The sequence below is a fragment of the Halococcus sp. IIIV-5B genome (assembly GCF_003602035.1).
In the GTDB taxonomy this organism is placed as follows: domain Archaea; phylum Halobacteriota; class Halobacteria; order Halobacteriales; family Halococcaceae; genus Halococcus; species Halococcus salsus.
Genome location: NZ_QZWE01000005.1, coordinates 52,980 through 70,462 on the forward strand (window position 1 = coordinate 52,980; position 17,483 = coordinate 70,462).

At 68.3% G+C, this 17,483-nt stretch carries 17 protein-coding genes; 11 read left to right on the forward strand and 6 right to left on the reverse strand.

The window, feature by feature from the left end:
• The first annotated feature begins 42 nt into the window (after positions 1-42).
• On the forward strand, positions 43-831 hold the full coding sequence (locus D3261_RS05405; RefSeq protein WP_120069946.1) for an inositol monophosphatase: 789 nt from the start codon (positions 43-45) through the stop codon (positions 829-831).
• Between the two features lie 41 nt (positions 832-872).
• Here D3261_RS05405 and D3261_RS05410 read toward each other — a convergent pair whose 3' ends face one another.
• From D3261_RS05410 to D3261_RS05420, 3 genes are all read right to left on the reverse strand, one after another.
• Positions 873-1,100: a hypothetical protein gene (locus D3261_RS05410; RefSeq protein ID WP_120069948.1), complete on the reverse strand. Its 228-nt coding sequence runs from the start codon at positions 1,098-1,100 to the stop codon at positions 873-875.
• An 81-nt stretch (positions 1,101-1,181) separates the two neighbouring features.
• Entirely contained in the window at positions 1,182-2,732 is a 1,551-nt protein-coding gene (locus tag D3261_RS05415) for a S8 family peptidase (protein ID WP_120069950.1), read from the reverse strand.
• A gap of 197 nt (positions 2,733-2,929) precedes the next feature.
• Complete coding sequence (locus D3261_RS05420; protein WP_120069953.1) at positions 2,930-4,522, reverse strand: S8 family serine peptidase; 1,593 nt, start codon at positions 4,520-4,522, stop codon at positions 2,930-2,932.
• A gap of 255 nt (positions 4,523-4,777) precedes the next feature.
• Here D3261_RS05420 and D3261_RS05425 point away from each other — a divergent pair, with 255 nt between their 5' ends.
• The 4 genes from D3261_RS05425 to D3261_RS05440 are packed head-to-tail and all read left to right on the forward strand — an operon-like array spanning position 4,778 to position 8,318.
• Positions 4,778-5,224, forward strand: a complete 447-nt coding sequence (locus D3261_RS05425; protein WP_120069956.1) for an NYN domain-containing protein — start codon at positions 4,778-4,780, stop codon at positions 5,222-5,224.
• Positions 5,225-5,262: 38 nt separating this feature from the next.
• Positions 5,263-6,096, forward strand: coding sequence for a TatD family hydrolase (locus D3261_RS05430; protein ID WP_120069958.1), 834 nt, complete (start codon positions 5,263-5,265; stop codon positions 6,094-6,096).
• Positions 6,097-6,133: 37 nt separating this feature from the next.
• Positions 6,134-6,718, forward strand: a complete 585-nt coding sequence (locus tag D3261_RS05435; RefSeq protein WP_007692146.1) for a DUF2150 family protein — start codon at positions 6,134-6,136, stop codon at positions 6,716-6,718.
• A 37-nt stretch (positions 6,719-6,755) separates the two neighbouring features.
• Positions 6,756-8,318: a galactose oxidase gene (locus D3261_RS05440; protein WP_120069961.1), complete on the forward strand. Its 1,563-nt coding sequence runs from the start codon at positions 6,756-6,758 to the stop codon at positions 8,316-8,318.
• A 52-nt stretch (positions 8,319-8,370) separates the two neighbouring features.
• On the opposite strand, the gene surE is transcribed toward D3261_RS05440, so the two are convergent.
• On the reverse strand, positions 8,371-9,162 hold the full coding sequence (gene surE / locus D3261_RS05445) for a 5'/3'-nucleotidase SurE (RefSeq protein ID WP_120069963.1): 792 nt from the start codon (positions 9,160-9,162) through the stop codon (positions 8,371-8,373).
• Between the two features lie 187 nt (positions 9,163-9,349).
• Here surE and D3261_RS05450 point away from each other — a divergent pair, with 187 nt between their 5' ends.
• Genes D3261_RS05450 through D3261_RS05465 form a run of 4 tightly spaced genes read left to right on the forward strand, consistent with a single transcriptional unit; the run spans position 9,350 to position 13,145 of the window.
• A complete protein-coding gene (locus D3261_RS05450; RefSeq protein ID WP_120069966.1) occupies positions 9,350-10,384 on the forward strand; it encodes an NAD(P)/FAD-dependent oxidoreductase in 1,035 nt (344 codons plus the stop codon).
• Between the two features lie 37 nt (positions 10,385-10,421).
• On the forward strand, positions 10,422-11,399 hold the full coding sequence (gene fen, locus D3261_RS05455; protein ID WP_120069969.1) for a flap endonuclease-1: 978 nt from the start codon (positions 10,422-10,424) through the stop codon (positions 11,397-11,399).
• A gap of 31 nt (positions 11,400-11,430) precedes the next feature.
• Positions 11,431-11,673 carry a BolA family protein gene (locus D3261_RS05460; protein WP_120069972.1) on the forward strand — a complete coding sequence of 81 codons (243 nt, stop codon included), beginning with the start codon at positions 11,431-11,433 and terminating at the stop codon, positions 11,671-11,673.
• Between the two features lie 59 nt (positions 11,674-11,732).
• Entirely contained in the window at positions 11,733-13,145 is a 1,413-nt protein-coding gene (locus D3261_RS05465) for an aspartate ammonia-lyase (protein ID WP_120069976.1), read from the forward strand.
• A gap of 360 nt (positions 13,146-13,505) precedes the next feature.
• On the opposite strand, the gene D3261_RS05470 is transcribed toward D3261_RS05465, so the two are convergent.
• Positions 13,506-14,369: an SDR family NAD(P)-dependent oxidoreductase gene (locus D3261_RS05470; RefSeq protein WP_120069979.1), complete on the reverse strand. Its 864-nt coding sequence runs from the start codon at positions 14,367-14,369 to the stop codon at positions 13,506-13,508.
• A 76-nt stretch (positions 14,370-14,445) separates the two neighbouring features.
• Between D3261_RS05470 and D3261_RS05475 the strand changes: the two genes are divergently transcribed.
• The gene (locus tag D3261_RS05475; protein WP_120069981.1) at positions 14,446-15,486 is read left to right on the forward strand and encodes an AsnC family transcriptional regulator; all 1,041 of its coding nucleotides are present in this window, start codon (positions 14,446-14,448) and stop codon (positions 15,484-15,486) included.
• 143 nt (positions 15,487-15,629) lie between these two features.
• Complete coding sequence (locus D3261_RS05480; protein WP_120069984.1) at positions 15,630-15,818, forward strand: hypothetical protein; 189 nt, start codon at positions 15,630-15,632, stop codon at positions 15,816-15,818.
• Between the two features lie 103 nt (positions 15,819-15,921).
• Here the strand turns inward: D3261_RS05480 and D3261_RS05485 are convergent, their stop codons facing one another.
• Positions 15,922-17,112, reverse strand: coding sequence for a threonine synthase (locus D3261_RS05485; protein ID WP_120069987.1), 1,191 nt, complete (start codon positions 17,110-17,112; stop codon positions 15,922-15,924).
• Positions 17,113-17,483 lie beyond the last annotated feature (371 nt).

Genomic DNA, 17,483 nt, shown 5'->3' on the forward strand with positions numbered 1-17,483 from the left:
CACAACCGACGGTTTTTGCCCGCGTGCGGCCGAGCGGGTTGTATGACCGATACGGACCGACGGGCCGACCTCGCGGTGCGGGCGGCGGAAGCCGGCGCGGCCCTCGCGCTCGACTCGTTTCGCGGGGAACTCTCGGTCGAGACCAAGACCGGGAAGACCGACCTCGTCACCGCGACCGACCGCGCGGCCCAGGACCGCGTCATCGAGACCATCCGCGAGGGGTTCCCGGACGACGCGATCGTCGGCGAGGAGGACGACGCGCTGAAACGGGTCCCCGACGAGGGACCGTCGTGGGTCATCGACCCCATCGACGGCACGAGCAACTTCGTTCGCGGGCTCCGGATCTGGGGGACGAGCGTGACGGCCGTGGTCGACGGCGAACCCGTCGCCGCGGCGACGGTGTTGCCCGCGCTCTCGGACACCTACGTCGCCGACGGCTCGGGAACGCGGCTCAACGGCGACCCGGTGCGCGTCAGCGACCGCGGGGACCCGGAGACGTTCGCGGTCGTCCCGATCCTGCTCGGCGAGCGCCGGCTCGAGGACTACACCGCCACTATTGGGGCGCTCGCGAGCCGGTTCGGCGACATCCGGCGGTTCGGCTGCTCGCACGCCACGCTCGCGGCGGTCGCGGGCGGTTCGCTGGAGGCCGCGGTCGCGACCGCCGGGATGAGCCCGTGGGACACGGTCGGCGGCGCGCACATGATCCGCCAGGCCGGCGGCACCGTGACCGACCTCGCCGGCGAGCGGTGGCGGCACGACAGCGACGGCCTCGTAGCCTCGAACGGCGCGGCCCACGAGGAGCTGCTCGCGGCCGTCGGTCGCGAAGAGTAAGCGATCGTCGTCGTTCGCGAGCGGTCGGTTCGCTCGCGCGGTCAGCTGTTGTGGGGCTGTTCGTCGCGGTGGTTGTCGGGGTTCTCGGCTTCGCGGGCGGCCGCCTCGCGCTGTTCGGATTCGACCTCAACTTCGCCTTCGGCGGCCTCCTCCTGTTTCCGTTCGGCTTCGGCCTCGCGGGCTTCCTCCGCCTCGTCGGTCTCCTGTTCGGCCTCCTCCTTCTCCTTCGAGAGCGTCACGTCGCGTTCGTGGGGGTCGTCCTCGGACATACCCGCCCGTTGGGTCATCGCGACTATCAACCGTCCGCTTGCCTGTGATGGGCGACCGGCCGGAGAACCGCTACGCGGGATCTACGCCGACTCGGTGATCGTGAGGGTGTACGCGCCGGAGCCGTGGTACGAATCGACGCTGACCTGCACCGCGGTCGAGTCGTCGGGGTCGTCGATAGTGAGCGTCTCGTCGTCGTCGATCGACCGCGAGGTGTAGTCGTGGTTCCCCGGGCTAGCGGTCCGGGTCGTGCCGGTGTTCACGTAGACGTCGAAGTCGCTATCGCTCGGGCCGTCGAGTTCGATCCGTAACGTGCTCGGCGAATCGTACGTCCACGACCACGTGTGGTCGTTGGCGTCGCGGTAGCCCGAGAGGGAGCCGTCGAACGACTCCATCGTGGATTCGCTGCCGGTTCCCGGTTCCGTGGTGAGGGCGTTGCCGGCGTCGACCCGCCCGGAACCCTGTTCGGCATCCGAGAGCCCGACGTCGACGGCGGTGTTCTTGAGGTGGTCTCGAAGTTCGGCGTTGGTGAGGTCCCACTTCGCGAGCGCGAGCCCCGCCGTGCCAGCGACCACGGGGGTCGCCATCGAGGTCCCCGAGATCGCGTTGTAGGGGGTGCCGGGTTCCGACCACGTCGAGAGGACGTTGGTGCCGGGCGCGGCGAGTTCGACCGCGTCGCCGTACTGGGAGTACGACGCCAGCGACTCGTCGGGGTCGAGCGCCGAAACTGCGAGCGATTCGGCGTACCCAGCGGGATAAGAGACGCCCTCGATACCGTCGTTGCCCGCTGCGGCCACTACCAATGCGCCTTCATCGGTGGCGTACGACACCGCGTTCTTCATGGTCCGAGTGTACCCGCCCCCACCGAGTGAGAGGTTGATCACGTCCGCGCCCTGGTCGGCCGCCCACTGGATCCCGTCGGAGATATCGCTGGTCGAGCCTCTCCCGTCCTCGGCCAATGCACGGCCCGCGATGACGGTGGAGTTGCCGATACCCGTCACCCCGGTCCCGTTGTCGACGCTCGCAGCTGCGATACCCGTAACGTGAGTCCCGTGGACCTCCTCGGAGAGGCTGTCGGGGTAAGGGTCCGAGTCCCCGTCGGCGAAGTCCTCGCCGGGGTCCGCGGCCACGTTGTCTTCGAGGTCCGGGTGGTCGTACTTCACCCCCTCGTCGATCACGGCGATAGTGACGTCCGAACTCCCGAGGGTCTCGTCCCACGCCGTCGGAGCGTCGACCTGCTGGTCGGCGTACTGGTCGTCGTAGCGTGGGTCGTTCGGCCGGTAGAGCGCCTCGTAAGTGGCGTTGGGCTCGGCGTACGTGATGTAGTCCTCCTTCGTGACGGCCTCGATGAAGTTCGTGCGAGCGGTCGTCGTGGCCTCGTCCGGGAACTTCACCGCGACGTAGCTCAGCTCCTCGTTCTCGTGGACGACCTCGGCGTTGCCGGGCACGGACCGTTCGACGGCGGTCCGTATCCCGCCCTCGGTCTCCGAGACCCCGACGAGTATCTCGTCTTCCTTCGTTCCCGACTGACGACCGGGCGCTGCCGAGGCAACCCCACCGAAACCACCGATCAGTGCCCCGGCACCGAGGGCTTTCAAGAACGTTCGCCGACCGTGTCCAGATCGTTCGGCCATCGAGGATCGGTTCCCGCCTCTTCGAGTTAACCGTTTTCTAAGGAGATATGAAGTATATCCCTTCGTCCCGTGAAAGGATGGTTCCGTGGCGGACCGACGATCTGTAACTTCGATCGCGGTTCGAACCTCGTTGGAGTCGAGGACGACCGACACACCGTCACGGTACGCGAATAGGTCGAGAGTTCGGCGGGTGAGACCTACGTCGACTCGGTGATAGTGAGGGTGTAATCGCCGGCACCGCTGTAGGAGTCGACGTCGATCTGGAGCGCCGTCGACGTGTCGGGACCGTCGATGGTGACCGTCTCGTCGCTGCCCGGCGAGCGGGAGGTGTAGTCGTAGTTCCTCGGTCCGGCGGCCGAGTTCGTGCCGGTGTTGAGATAGAGGTCGAAGTCGGTCCCGCTCGGGCCGTCGAGTTCGACCGTCACCGTGCTCGGCGCGTCGTCGGTCCACGACCAGGTGTAGTCGTCGTAGTCCGCCGAGCCCGAGAGGGAGCCGCCGATCGATTCGGTGGTCGACTCGCCATCGTCGCCGCCGCCACCGTCCCCGCCGTCACCGCCGTCACCGGCATCCGCAGGGTCGGTCGTGACGGCGTCGCCGGCGTCGACCCGCCCGGAACCCTGTTCGGCATCCGAGAGCCCGACGTCGACGGCGGTGTTCTTGAGGTGGCTCCGGAGTTCGGTGTTGGTGAGGTCCCACTTCGCGAGCGTGAGTCCGGCCGTGCCAGCGACCACGGGGGTCGCCATCGATGTCCCCGAGATCGCGTTGTAGGGGGTGCCGGGCTCGGGCCACGTCGAGAGGACGTTGGTGCCGGGCGCGGCGAGTTCGACCGCGTCGCCGTACTGGGAGTACGACGCCAGCGATTCGTCGGGGTCGAGCGCCGAGACCGCGAGCGATTCGGAGTACCCAGCGGGATAGGAGACACCCTCGGTTCCGTCGTTGCCCGCGGCCGCCACTACCAACGAACCCTGGCCGGTGGCATAGGAGACCGCGTTCTTCATGGTCTGGGTGTAGCCACCGCCACCCAGCGAGAGGTTGATCACGTCGGCACCCTGGTCGGCCGCCCACTGGATGCCGTCGGCGATGTCGCTGGTCGAGCCTCGCCCATCCTCGCTCAGCGCGCGCCCCGAGATGACGGTGGAGTTGCCGATACCCGTCACCCCGGTCCCGTTGTCGACGTCCGCGGCCGCGATGCCCGCGACGTGGGTTCCGTGGATCTCCTCGGAGAGACTGTCGGGAGAGGGGTCGGAGTCCCCGTCGACGAAGTCCTTGCCCGGGTCCGCGGCCACGTTGCCTTCGAGGTCCGGGTGGTCGTACTTCACGCCCTGGTCGACCACCGCGACGGTCACGTCGGAGCTTCCGAGGGTTTCGTCCCAGGCCGTCGGGGCATCGACCTGCTGGTCGGCGTACTGGTCGTCGTAGCGCGGGTCGTTCGGCCGGTAGAGCGCCTCGTAGGTCGTGTTCTCCTCGGCGTACTTGACGTGGTCCTTCTTCGTGACCGCCTCGATGAAGTTCGTTCGGGCGACCGCAGCGGCCCGGGCCGGGAACTTCACCGCGACGTAGCTCAGCTCCTCGTTCTCGTGGACGACCTCGGCGTTACCGGGGACCGACCGTTCGACGGCGGTCCGCATCCCGTCCTCGGTCTCCGAAACCCCGACGAGGACCTCTCCTTCCTTCGGTCCGGGTTCGCGCCCCGGCGTCGCCGACGCGACGCCACCGAGACCGCTGAGCAGTGCCCCGGCACCGATGGCTTTCAGAAACCGTCGTCGACCGCGATTGGGTCGTTCGACCATTGTTCCACCCCAGCCGATGGACGTGCCATTGTTAAATATTACTTAGATTTTTCTAAATAATACTCTGAATAAGGAGAAACGAGCGAGCCGAAGAACGGTTCGGCGACGCTGCGGCCGTGGCAGTGCGGTTCCGATAACATCGTCGAGGTCGGCGCGCGAACTGGGTGAGGGGGAACCGACTGCCGGAACCGATGGCGATGCCGCACGCGGGCGAACACCGGCACGGCTTTGAGCGGGGGGCAGCGATCGCGTGCAATGCTCGACTCCCTTCGGGAGGCGGTGTCGACGGGCGAGCGCGAGCCATCGGTCGGGCTGTTCGTCGACGGCCCGAACGTCCTCCGGAACGAGTTCGACGTCGACCTCGACGACGTTCGTGCCGCCGCGCTGGAGATGGGGACCCTCGCGATCACCCGACTCTACCTCGACGAGCACGCAACGCCCGGACTCATCCAGGCCGCCGAGGCGCGCGGGTTCGAGGTCCGGGTGACGAGCGGCGACGTCGACGTCAAACTCGCGGTCGACGCCACCGCCGCGATCGACGACCTCGACGTGCTCGCGGTGGCCTCACGGGACACGGACTTCAAGCCCGTGATCGAACACGCCGCCCGCCGAGGGGTGGCGACGTTCGTCATCGCGCCGGGCGAACACGGGCGCTCGGACGCGCTCCGAAACGCCGCCCACGACGCGGTCACGCTCGGCTGAAGGGAAATCGACTTCTCCGCGCCGACGGTGGGCCACGTATGAACCTCGACACGCCGGTCCTCGACAACCACCTCCACCTCGACCCCGACCACGGGCAGGGTCTCGACGCGGTGGCGGACTTCGCGAACGTCGGCGGCACCCACCTCCTCGTGGTCAACAAACCCTCGTGGACGCTCGGCGTCGAGGTCGAGGATGCCGACGATTTTCGAGCGGCGTTCGAGACCACCATCGAGGTGGTCGAGGAGGCCACCGAGGTTCTCGACGGACGCGCGTGGCCCGTCCTGGGTGTGCATCCGGGACTCGTGACCCACCTCACGGACCGCGGTTTCTCCCCCGAGGAGGCACGGGAGCTGATGCAGGCCGGCCTCGACGTCGCCGCCGAGTACGTTTCATCTGGGGGGGCGCTCGCACTGAAGTCCGGCCGGCCGCACTACGAGGTCAGCGACGAGGTCTGGGACGCCTCGAACGCGGTGCTCCGGCACGCGCTCGCGCTCGGGGCGGACCACGACTGTGCCGTTCAGCTCCACACCGAGGCCACCGACGACCTCACCGAGGTCGCCGAGTGGGCCGAGGAGCGCGGGCTGCCGGCGCATTGTGTGGTGAAACACTACGCGGGCGGGCGGCTCGCCGGCCCGATGCCGAGCGTGATGAGCGAGAAGGACCGGTTGGAGACCGCGGCCGAGGCGGGCGCACCGTTCCTGATGGAGACGGACTTCATCGACGACCCCGACCGACCGGGGGCGGTGCTGGGGCCGAAGACGGTGCCGCGTCGGGTGCGATGGCTGCTCGAAAACGGCCACGACGAGGCCGTGCGACGTGCCCACGTCGAGACGCCGGCCCAGGTGTACGGCATTGACACGGGCTCGGGCTAACGAAAAGGCCTATCAACAGCAACGCGTTCGTGGAGGTATGAGCGAACCCCCAGTGGCGTACTACACCGACGAACGCTGGCAGAACTGGCTCGACCGCCTGCGCGAGGCCGAGCTCGACCCCGAGGACGAGGACGCCGCGCGCCTGCTCTGGAACCTCCAGGAGGACGCCGCGATCGCGGTCACGAAGGTCATCGCCGACTACGACGACGGCGAACTCGACGACGAGGCCGCGATCGCCGAGCTCGCCGACATCCGGGAGATCGTGCTCTCGGAGGTCGAGATCGAGGACGAGGAGACGCTCCTGCTGGTCGACGGGGTCCAGACCTCCCTCGTCTGCGTGTTCTACGCCGCCGAACTCTACGTCGCAGAGGGGGTCGACGAGAACCCGATCGACGAACGGCTCAGCGCCGCGAGCGCCGCCGAGGAGCGCGAGGCGTTCGACGACGCGCTCGAACACTGTGCGCAGGCGGGAACCCGGATCATCGACGGCGCGGCGCTCGAACCCGAGACCGTCGAGGAGATCGGCTACGGGCCGGTCGCCGAGTGGCTCAACGGCCTCGGCAGCCTCGAAAGCGCCTTCGCCGACCCCGAGTTTATCGAGGAAGACGAAGAGGCCGCGTAGTCCCCCGAACCCCTCTCGACAACCCCGACGACTCGCCATGAACGACGACCAACCCCCGCAGTGGTCCCGCCGAACCGCCCTCCGAGCCCTCACCGTCGGGAGTCTCGCCGCAGCCGCCGGCTGTCAGTTCGGGACGAACGACGACGGCTCCGGGAACGGAACGAACACGACTCGCTCGGAACCGACGGGGACACAGTCCGAGCGAACCGCCACGAATGGGACGACGGCCGTCCAGGAACAGACCATCATCTCCGGGTCGCCGGCGGCGACGGCCGGCCGACGAGCCGCCACGACCGACGGGCGACCGTCGTCCACCACCGGGTCGGCGACGAGAGGAGGACCAGCGACCACCGACCGGACGGCGACCGCTCCGCGAACCGCGTCGTCCACGTCGTCCGCGACGCGGACCGAAACTTCGTCGACGACCACCGGGACCCCGACCGCGACGGCCACCGAAAGTGCAACGGGGACCGAAACCGCGACGACTGCCGAGACTGCGACGACTACCGAAACTGCGACCGCCACCGAGACCGCGACGTCGACCCCGGAACCCCCTGACGGTTCGTCCGGCGAGTGGCGCGAGCGAGCCCCCTTGCCGGTCGTGGGCAGCGATGCGGGTGGTGGCGTGCTCGACGGCAAACTCCACTTCTTCGGGGGGATCGAGACCGCGGTCGAACTCGACGCGACCGCGCACGCGTTCGTCTACGACCCCGCGGCGGGCTCGGAGGGAGCGTGGGAACGACTGCCGGACCTCCCGCAGGCGCTCTGGGGGCTCTGCGGCGTGGCGACCGACGACGCGGTCTACAGCTTCGGTGGCGCACCCGACAACAGCCCCTACAGCTCGGGTTCGCCGAGCGACGCTATCTTCCGCTATCGACCGGATGAGGGCTGGACGGACCTCACCGAGTCGGCGGGCGTGCGGTGTCCGTACCCGAACTGGGTGATGGGCGGGCTCTACAACCCCCAGGATGGGCTCATCTACTGCGTGGGCGGCGGCACCGGCGACCACGACGCCGACACCGCCTCCGACCACGGTCTCGACGGCGAGGGGGTCCCCGGCACCTACGACGAGCGCCGTCTCTGGACGTTCGACCCCGAAGTCGAGCGGGTGGCCGACCCCGACCTCGCCCGGATGCCCGAGGCCAAACGCTGGCCGACGGTCGCGCTGTTCGAGGTCGATGGGAACCAATACCTCCACGCCATCGGCGGTCTCCGCGGCACCACGGGTCCTACGGACTCGAACTTCCGCTACGACATCGCGGCGGGCGAGTGGGAGTCCGCGACCCCGACGCCGATGGCGGGCACCTACGCGACCCACTCGAACCCCGTGATCGACGGTCGGGCGTACCTCACCCACGGGATGTTCTGGCAGGGCGAGTCGACCATCGACCGCTACAAACCCATCGCCCACCGCTACGACCCCGCGAGCGACACGTTCGAGACCGACCTCCCGGAGCCGACCCACCTCCGCGGTGGGGCGGTCTCGGGCGTGATCGACGGGACGCTCTACGTCGTCGGCGGTCACCTCAAGCGCTTCGGCGAGGACGACCTCCACGACTGCGTGGCGCACAACGAGGCGTACACGCCGGCGCGCGAGTGACGTCGGATCGGCACGAAGGGCGAGCCGCCCGCCGTCGTTTCGAGACCTCCTTCTACTCGCGGGCGTCGCCGTAGGTCCCGGCGAGTGAGTCGAGCGCGTCGTGACGGTGGGTGGTGTGCGGCGCGGTCAGCGGCGAGACGCTGACCCGGCCCTCCACGATCGCTCGACGGTCGCTACCCTCGGGATCCGGGATGTCGCCGTCGGCCATCAGGCCCCAGATCCGGTCCCGGAAGACGATCGCGTCGTCCTCGTGTTCGGCCCCCATTTCGTAGACGTCGGAGGGGTGGGTCACGGCCATCGACGGCGGGCTGTCGTCGCATCGCTCGGGGATCGGCGCGTTGACGTTGAGATAGTCGGCCTCCTCGAAGACGCCGGAATCGAGCGCGCCGTCGACGAGGTGGGTCGTGGCGCGGACGGCCTCCGCATACTCGCTCTCGCGGGCGGCGTACTCGTGGAAGTCGAGGTCCTGTCCGGGGATGTAGAGCGAGACCGCGATCGCGGGCGTCTCGAAGAAGGTCGCCTCGACGGCGGCGCTGATCGTCCCCGACCGCCCGAGGACGTACTCGCCGAGGTTCGCGCCCTGATTGCAGCCCGAGACCACGAGGTCGACGTCCGGACAGAGGGTGCCGAGCCCGCAGACCACGCAGTCGGCGGGGGTGCCCTCGACGGCGTACCCGAGGTCGTGTTCCGTGACGGTGACCTGCTGGGAGAGGGTTCGGCCGACGGCGCTCTGGTCCTCCGCGGGCGCGACCACGGTGACGTCGGCGATGTCCGCGAGCGCGTCGGCGAGCACCCGGATCCCCGTGCTCTCGATGCCGTCGTCGTTCGTCAGGAGCACGTCCATGGGTCGTCTGCGATGGGGGGTCGCAAAAACACACCGTTAGCGGCCATGCGGTTGCACCGACCGTCGATAGCCGACTCCCCAACCGTGATGTGGCTCGTGGCCGATGCGGGCGTATGCAACGTTCCCGGGGCCGCGAGACGGGATTTCGAGCCGTCCCATCGACGGGCACCGACGGTCGGAGGGATCCATGACCGAGGTCGCGATAGTGGGCGCGGGCGCGGCGGGTGCGGCGGCGGCGTACGCACTCGACGAGGCGGCGACCGTCACGGTCTTCGAGAAGAGCACCGGTGTGTGTGGGCGGGCCGCGACGCGCCACGAGGCGGACTGTCACTACGACTACGGCGCGAACTACTTCAAGGACGAGGACCCGGCCGTGACGGAGATCGTCACCGAGGTGCTGGACACCGATGGGCTCGTCGAGATCGACGAACCGGTCTGGACGTTCGACGGCGAGGGAACCATCAGCGAGGGCCGGGACTCGGACACGCGAAAGTGGACCTACCGGGAAGGGATCGACCGACTCGCGGCCCGACTGTTCGACGAAACGAGCGCAACCGTCGAGCTCCGCACCAGAGTCGAGACCATCGTGCGCGAGGACGGACGTTGGCGGCTCGTCGACACCGACGACGAGGATCTGGGGACCTTCGACACCGTGCTCCTCACCCCGCCCGCCCCGCAGACCGCGACGCTCCTTCGCGAGGCCGAGTGGGACGCGAGCCTCCGGACGGAGCTCGCCGACGCCATCGAACGGGTTCCGTATCGAACCACCCTCACAGCGGTGTTGCACTACCCCTTCGAGGTCGATCCGCCGTACTACGCGCTGGTGAACACTGAGGGCGAGCACGACATCGGCTGGCTCTCGCGCGAGGAGTGCAAACCGGGGCACGTCCCGGACGGCGAGTCGTTGCTGATCGTCCAGATGGCACCCGGGTGGTCGACCGAGCGCTACGCCGAGTCCACCGAACAGATCGCGGACGCGGCGGCCGACGCCACCGCCGACCTGCTCGACGACGACCGGCTCGCGGAGCCCGACTGGGTGGATTCGCAGGGCTGGCGGCTCGCCCAACCGGACGACGGCGTGGACGAGGACGTCCTCGACCGAGCAGCGGACCACGACCTCTTCTTCGCGGGCGACTGGGTGGACGGCGAGGGACGGGTCCACCTCGCACTTCGGAGCGGGCTCGATACGGGCGAACGGATGGCGGCCCGGTTGAGCGCGTGACGGGGGATTCAAGCGCGGTCTCGTCCTATCGGGCGTAATGGGAAACGCAGACCTCCGCCAGCTCGCCGCCATCGAGCCGGTCGGGTTCTCGGAACTCGCCGGCGCGACGGTGGCCATCGACGCCCACAACTGGCTCTATCGCTACCTCACGACCACCGTCAAGTGGACCAGCGATTCGGTCTACACGACCGCTGCGGGCGAGGAGGTCGCGAACCTGATGGGAGTCGTTCAGGGCCTCCCGAAGTTCTTCGAACACGACATCACCCCGGTGTTCGTCTTCGACGGCGGCGTGACGGAGCTCAAGACCGACGAGATCGAACAGCGGCGTGCGGAGCGCGAGCAGGTCGAGGAACGCGCGGCGGAGGCCCGCGAGGCCGGAAACGCCATCGAGGCCGCCCGGCTCGAATCCCGCACCCAGCGCCTCACGGATACGATCCACGAGACCACCCGCGAACTCCTCTCGTTGCTCGACGTGCCAGTGATCGAAGCCCCCGCCGAGGGCGAGGCCCAGGCCGCCCACATGGCCCGCTCCAATACCGTGGACTACGCCGGTAGCGAGGACTACGATACGCTGCTGTTCGGGTCGCCACGAACCCTCCGGAAGCTCACCTCCAGCGGCGATCCCGAGTGTATGGATTTCGAGGCCACGCTCGCCGAGCACGACCTCACGTGGGAGGGCCTCGTGGACGTCGGCATCCTCTGTGGGACCGACTTCAACGAGGGCGTCTCGGGGGTCGGGCCGAAGACCGCCGTCGAACTGATCCGCGAACACGGCGACCTCTGGGCCGCGCTCGAGGCCGAAGACGAGTACGTCGAGAACGCCGACCTCGTTCGCGAACTCTTCTTGAACCCCGACGTCACCGACGTCGCGTTCGACGGCGACATCTCGCCGGACCTCTCGGCGGCCCGGTCCTACGTCACCGACGAGTGGGAGATCCCCGAGGGCGAGGTCGACCGGGGTTTCGAGCGGATCGAGGAGTCAGTCGTCCAGTCGGGCCTCGACCGCTGGACGTGAGGGTTTTAGGCCCGGCGCGCTCCCGATCCCTATGGACACGTCCGAAGTCGAGCGACTCATCGAGGAGGGTATCGAGGACGCGGAGGCGACCGTTCGGGGCGCGCGTGCGGTCGAGGACGACCACCTCGCGGCGACGGTTGTCTCGCCCGCCTTCGAGGGCGAGACGCTCGTCGCCCAGCATCAGATGGTCTACGACGCGCTCGGCGAGCACATGACCACCGACATCCACGCGCTCGAGATCCAGACCTACACGCCCGAGGAGTACGACGAGTAGGACGAGTCCCGGTCGCCGGTTCCAGTGGGTTTAACCATCCCGCCCGACAGCGGCGAGATATGAGCAACGAGGACTACCGCACCGAATCGGACAGCCTCGGCGAGATGGCGGTCCCGGCCGACGCCTACTGGGGCGCACAGACCCAGCGCGCGGTCGAGAACTTCCCGATCTCCGGGTTCACCTTCAGCCGACGGTTCATCAGCGCGCTCGGCGTCGTGAAGAAGGCCGCCGCGCAGGCCAACGGCGAGCTCGGGCTGGTCGAGGCGGAGACTGCCGAGGCGATCGCCGACGCCGCCGACGAGGTCATCGCGGGCGAGCACGACGGCCAGTTCCCGGTCGACGTCTTCCAGACCGGCTCGGGCACCTCGACCAACATGAACGCCAACGAGGTCATCGCGAACCGCGCGAGCGAGATCGTCGGCGACGAGGTCGGATCTCAGGCTGTCCACCCCAACGACGACGTCAACTTCGGCCAGTCCTCGAACGACGTGATCCCCACGGCGATGCACATCGCCACGCTCGAAGCCATCGAACGGGATCTGGTTCCGGCGCTCGAAACCCTCCGGGCCTCGCTCGGCGAGCGCGAGGCGGAGTTCGACACGGTCGTGAAGACGGGTCGAACCCACCTCCAGGACGCCACTCCCGTGCGACTGGGCCAGGAATTCGGCGGCTACCGCAGCCAGATCGACAAGGGCATCTCGCGGGTGAGCCGCACCACGCGGAACCTCTCGGAACTCGCGCTCGGCGGGACCGCCGTCGGCACGGGCCTCAACACCCACCCCGACTTCCCCGAGCTCGCGGCCGAGTACATCTCGAACGAAACGGGGCTCCCCTTCGAGGAGGCCGTCGACCACTTCGAGGCCCAGGCCGCCCACGACGCGATGGCCGAGGCCCACGGCGCGCTCAGGACGGTCTCGGGTTCGCTGAACAAGATCGCGAACGACCTCCGGCTGCTCGCCTCGGGGCCTCGCAACGGTCTCGGCGAGATCGACCAGCCCGAGAACCAACCGGGGTCGTCGATCATGCCCGGCAAGATCAACCCCGTCGTCGCCGAGTCGGTGAACCAGGTCCACGCCCAGGTCGTCGGCAACGACGCCACGGTCTCGACCGGCGCGGCCGGCGGCCAGATCGACTTGAACCTCTACAAACCCGTCATCGCCTACAACACCCTCGAATCCATCTCGCTGCTCGCCAACGCCAGCGAGACGTTCGCGGAGAAGTTCGTCGACAAACTCGACGCCAACCGCGAGCGGTGTGAAACCCAGGTCGAACAGAGCATGGCGCTCGCCACGGCCCTCAACGCCCACATCGGCTACGATGCCGCGAGCAAGGTGGCGAAACAGGCGCTCGCCGAGGACAAGACCATCCGCGAGGTCGTCGTCGGCGAGGGCTACCTCGACGAGGACGAGGCCGACGAGGTGCTCGACGCCCACGCGATGACCGAACGCGGGATCCCCGGGCGCGAAGAGTAAGGGATCAGACGGGTTTCGAACCGCGAACAACAACTACCGATCCGGGCGGTCGGCGCTTCACTGGAATTTGGTTGCATCGGTGACTGATTCGTCTATGGCGAATCCCGGCGCAACTGAGAGACCGCCACCGCTCCGCCCCGCATCGGCCACACGCCTCCCCAGCCGACTGCGCTCCTCGTTCGCATCGCTGCGCTCGCTCACTCCGGTGCTCATCCCTCGCACAGTGTCCGCGGTCGCGCGCTCACGTCCGTTCGCGCACGACCGCGAGTGCGCGCCACAGCATCTGCACCACCGCAACCGCACCGTCACAGCAACCGCACCGAACCGCGCCCCGGACGGAACGGCAGCAGCACGCTCGACTCAGGGCCAGTCGGGGTCGACACCGACCATCGTGGCGCTCTCGGTCCAGAGCCGCTCGCGGAGCCGTTCGTCGTGGGCGCGCGGGTCCGGGTCAGTAGGTCGAACGCCCTCGTAGTAGGCTCCCGAACGGGTCGCGGCCGCGGGCGCGACGGCGGCGTAGACCAGTCCATCCGCCCCGTCCTCGACCGAGGTACCGACCCCGGGAAGGCGGGCCGCGAGGCGGGTGGCCGCTCGAACGGGGAGCGAGGCGTCGCGATAGAGGCCGCTCCCGGGAACGAACCCGGGGTGGACGGCGCTCGCGGTCACGTCGTCGTCGAGCCGTGCGGCGAGTTCGGTCGTGAAGACCACGTTCGCGAGCTTCGAGCGGGCGTAGGCCCCGAGCGCGTCGTAGCCCGAATCCAGTCGAAGGTCGTCGAAGTCGAACTCCCCACGGCGGTGGACGGTCGAGGCGGTCGTGACCACCCGCGCGGGCGCGCTCGCGGCGAGCAGGGGAAGCAGGTCGTGGGTCAGGCGGTACGGCGCGAGATGGTTGACCGCGAGCGAGAACTCGTAGCCGTCGTCGGTGAGGCGGCGCTTGCCCGGCGAGCACGCCGCGTTGTTCACCAGCACGTCGAGCCGGTCGTAGCGCTCGCGCACGGCATCGGCCAGCGCCGCCACGGTCGCCGTTTCGGCGAGGTCCGCCCGGAAGAACGCGCCCTCGCCACCCGCCTCCTCGACCTCCTCGACGGTGCGTCGGCCACGTTCAGCGCCGCGGCCCACCAGTGCGACGTGCCAGCCCATGCTCCCGAGCCGACGCGCCACCGCCCGCCCGATACCACTGGTCGCGCCGGTGACGAGCGCCACCCGTTCCGGATCCGTGTTCATGTCGACAGGGGGTGCGCGCGGCGGATAAGCGCCCGGAACCGACAGACCGTAGTTTCCCCGGACCGTAGACGGCGCAATGAGTTCGCTGGCGGACGACTGGCGGGCCGACCTCGACCCCGTCGACGTCCGACTGATCGACGAATACCAGAGCGACTTCCCGGTTCGCGAGCGGCCGTTTCGGGCGGTGGGCGCGGAGCTGGGCGTGAGCGAGGACGAGGCGCTCGCCCGCGTCACGCGCCTGCGCGAGGCGGGCATCTTCCGACGGTTCGGCGCGGTGTTGAACCCCCCCGTGATCGGGTCGTCGGCGCTCGCCGCGGTCCAAGCCCCCACCGAACGATTCGACGAGGTGGCGGCGGTCGTCAACGAGTACCGCCAGGTCAACCACAACTATCGCCGCGACCACGACTGGAATCTCTGGTTCGTCGTCACCGCGGGCACGCGCGAGACCCGCGACGCGATCCTCGCGGAGATCGAGGAGCGAACCGACTGTCCCGTGCTCTCGCTCCCGATGCTCACGGACTTCTACATCGATCTGGAGTTCCCCGTCGTGAACGCCGACCGCTTCGCCCGCGAGTCGGCCGTCGGACAGGATGCGGTCGAGGCGACCCGGATGAGCGAGTCCGCGGCGGGCGACCTCTCGGCGCTCGACGCGAAGCTCCTGCTCGCGATTCAGGAGGGGTTCCCGCTGACGACGACGCCCTACCGCGACATCGCGACCGAGATCGATGCGCCGGTCGGGGACGTGCTCGCGGCGATCGAACGACTCCTCGAAACGGGCTGTCTCAAGCGGGTTGGCTGCGTGGTGAACCACGTCGCGACGGGCTTCGACGCCAACTGCATGGTCGTCTGGGACGTGCCCGACGACGAACTCGATGCCAGGGGAACGGAGGTCGGCGCGCTCCCCGCGGTGACGCTCTGCTACCACCGGCCACGCCGCCCGGAGCTCGACTGGCCCTACAACCTCTTCACGATGATCCACGGTCGCGACCCCGAGGCCGTGGCCGAACAGATCGACCTGCTCGAACGGGAGTACCTCCCCTACGACCACGAACGCCTCCGCTCGACGGCGACCCTGAAACAGACCGGCGCGCGCTACGACGAACTCCTCGGCGCGTAACTCGGAAGCGCTGACCGTCTCTGCCGCTCCTCGCCATCCCGCGACGGCTGATACGGACGAGAAAGGGATTACAACAAAAACTCGACAGCTACCGTTGATTTCATAATGCGAATTTACAATACGGATTCAGTATTCTCTCGGCCGTGACGAGTACCGACCAGCATCTCGAGGATGTCAAGACGATGCTTCTCGGAATCGGGATCACGCAGGCCGGAATCGCCTTCGGAATAGCCGCAATGGTTCTCAATTCGGCTATCGCAGTCCCGCTCGCCGTGTTGGCTACCGGAGTTGGATTGCTGTGGATCGCCTCCGGGTACAGAGAAAACGAATAGTCAGCATTTGTGCTCAATTTATAATCATATCGTATGATATATCTCGACCACGGAGAGCGGAACTAAAGCTATCGGCGATCGAAAACAGTGACCAAAGAGATGTTTACAGCCCTTTGCCCATCAGGTGGCTCCGGAGGATGTCGTCCTCCTTGTTGCCGGTCGCCGTATTCATCAGGACCACCGTGTCGTCCTCACCGAACTCGCCTTCCTCGGCGAGCTTCCACGCGCCGCTCGCCGCCGCCGCACACGTCGCGCCCATCTCCAAGCCCGTGTGCTGGGCCACCGTGATCGCGCTGTCGAGGATCTCGTCGTCCGGCGTGGCGACCGCGCCGCCATCGGACTCGCGGAGGGCATCGAGGATCAGCGGGCTCGCGCCGGGGTCGGGGATCTCGATCCCGCCGCAGATCGTGTCCGGGACGTCCCACGTCTCGTGCCGGTCCGACCCGTCCGCCCACGCCTCGACGATGGGGGCACAGCCGCTCGACTGGGCGGCGTACATCCCGGGCAGCTCGTCGATGAGTCCCAACTCGTGGAACTCTTTGGCCCCTTTGTGCATCCCGACGAGCCCGACCCCGCCGCCGGTCGGGTAGACGATGCTGTCGGGGACCTCCCAGTCGAGCTGTTCGACGATCTCGTAGAGCATCGTCTTCTTGCCCTCGTGGCGATACGGTGTGCTGAACGAACTCGTCGAGTACCAGTCCTCGTCCGCCATCGCGTCGGTGCAGGCCGCGGCGGCGTCGGTGAACCGTCCCTCGACCACGTTCATGTCCCCACCGTGAACGTTGATCATCGCCTTGTTGACGAAGCTCGCGCGCGAGGGGACGAAGACGTGCGAGTCGAGCCCCGCACGGGCGGCGTAGGCCGCGGCCGACTGACCCGCGTTACCGGCGGAGGCGAGCGCGACGTCGGTCGCGCCGTGCTGGACCGCCGCCGAGACCGCGAGCGCGTGACCGCGGTCCTTGAAGCTCCCCGTGGGATTTCGCCCCTCGTCCTTCACGACGACGCGCCCGACGCCGAGCTCGTCGGCGAGTTCGGGACACTCGACCAGCGGGGTGGTGCCCTCGTCCATCGTGACCGCCGCATCCCGGGGGAACGGCAGGAGGTCCTCGTAGCGCCACATACCGTCGAACGGCCGGGATTCCAGGTCCGCGCGCGAGAGATCGACCGCGTCGAGGTCGTAGGTCGGGTTCAAGATCCCGCCGCAGTCGGGGCAGCCGTGGGTCGCCGTCCCCGCGTCGAGGTCCTGTCCGCAGTCGGTGCAGACGAGCCCGGTGAACGCCGCCGTGGTTTCCATGGCCGACCTTCCCGCGCGAGCGACTAATCGCTTCCCGTCCCGGCGGCGAGGGCCCCCCAAGAATCTCCACCGACCGCCAGCGGTCGCGCCGCGGTTGCAGTTCGGTACGGTTGTGGTGTGGTTGCGGTACGGTTGCGGTTCGATGCGGTTGGCGCGCGCTCGCGGTCGTGTGCGAACGAAGTGAGCGCGCAACCGCGGACACTGTGCGAGGGATGAGTGAGCGACCGAAGAGAGCGAACGAATCGGCTGGGGAGGCGTGTGGCCGTCGCGGGGCGGAGCGGTGGCGGTCTCTCAGTTGCGTCGGGATTCGCCATAGACGAACCAGCAATTCAGTCGGATGAAAGGGGGAATGAGTTCACTGCAAATCAAAC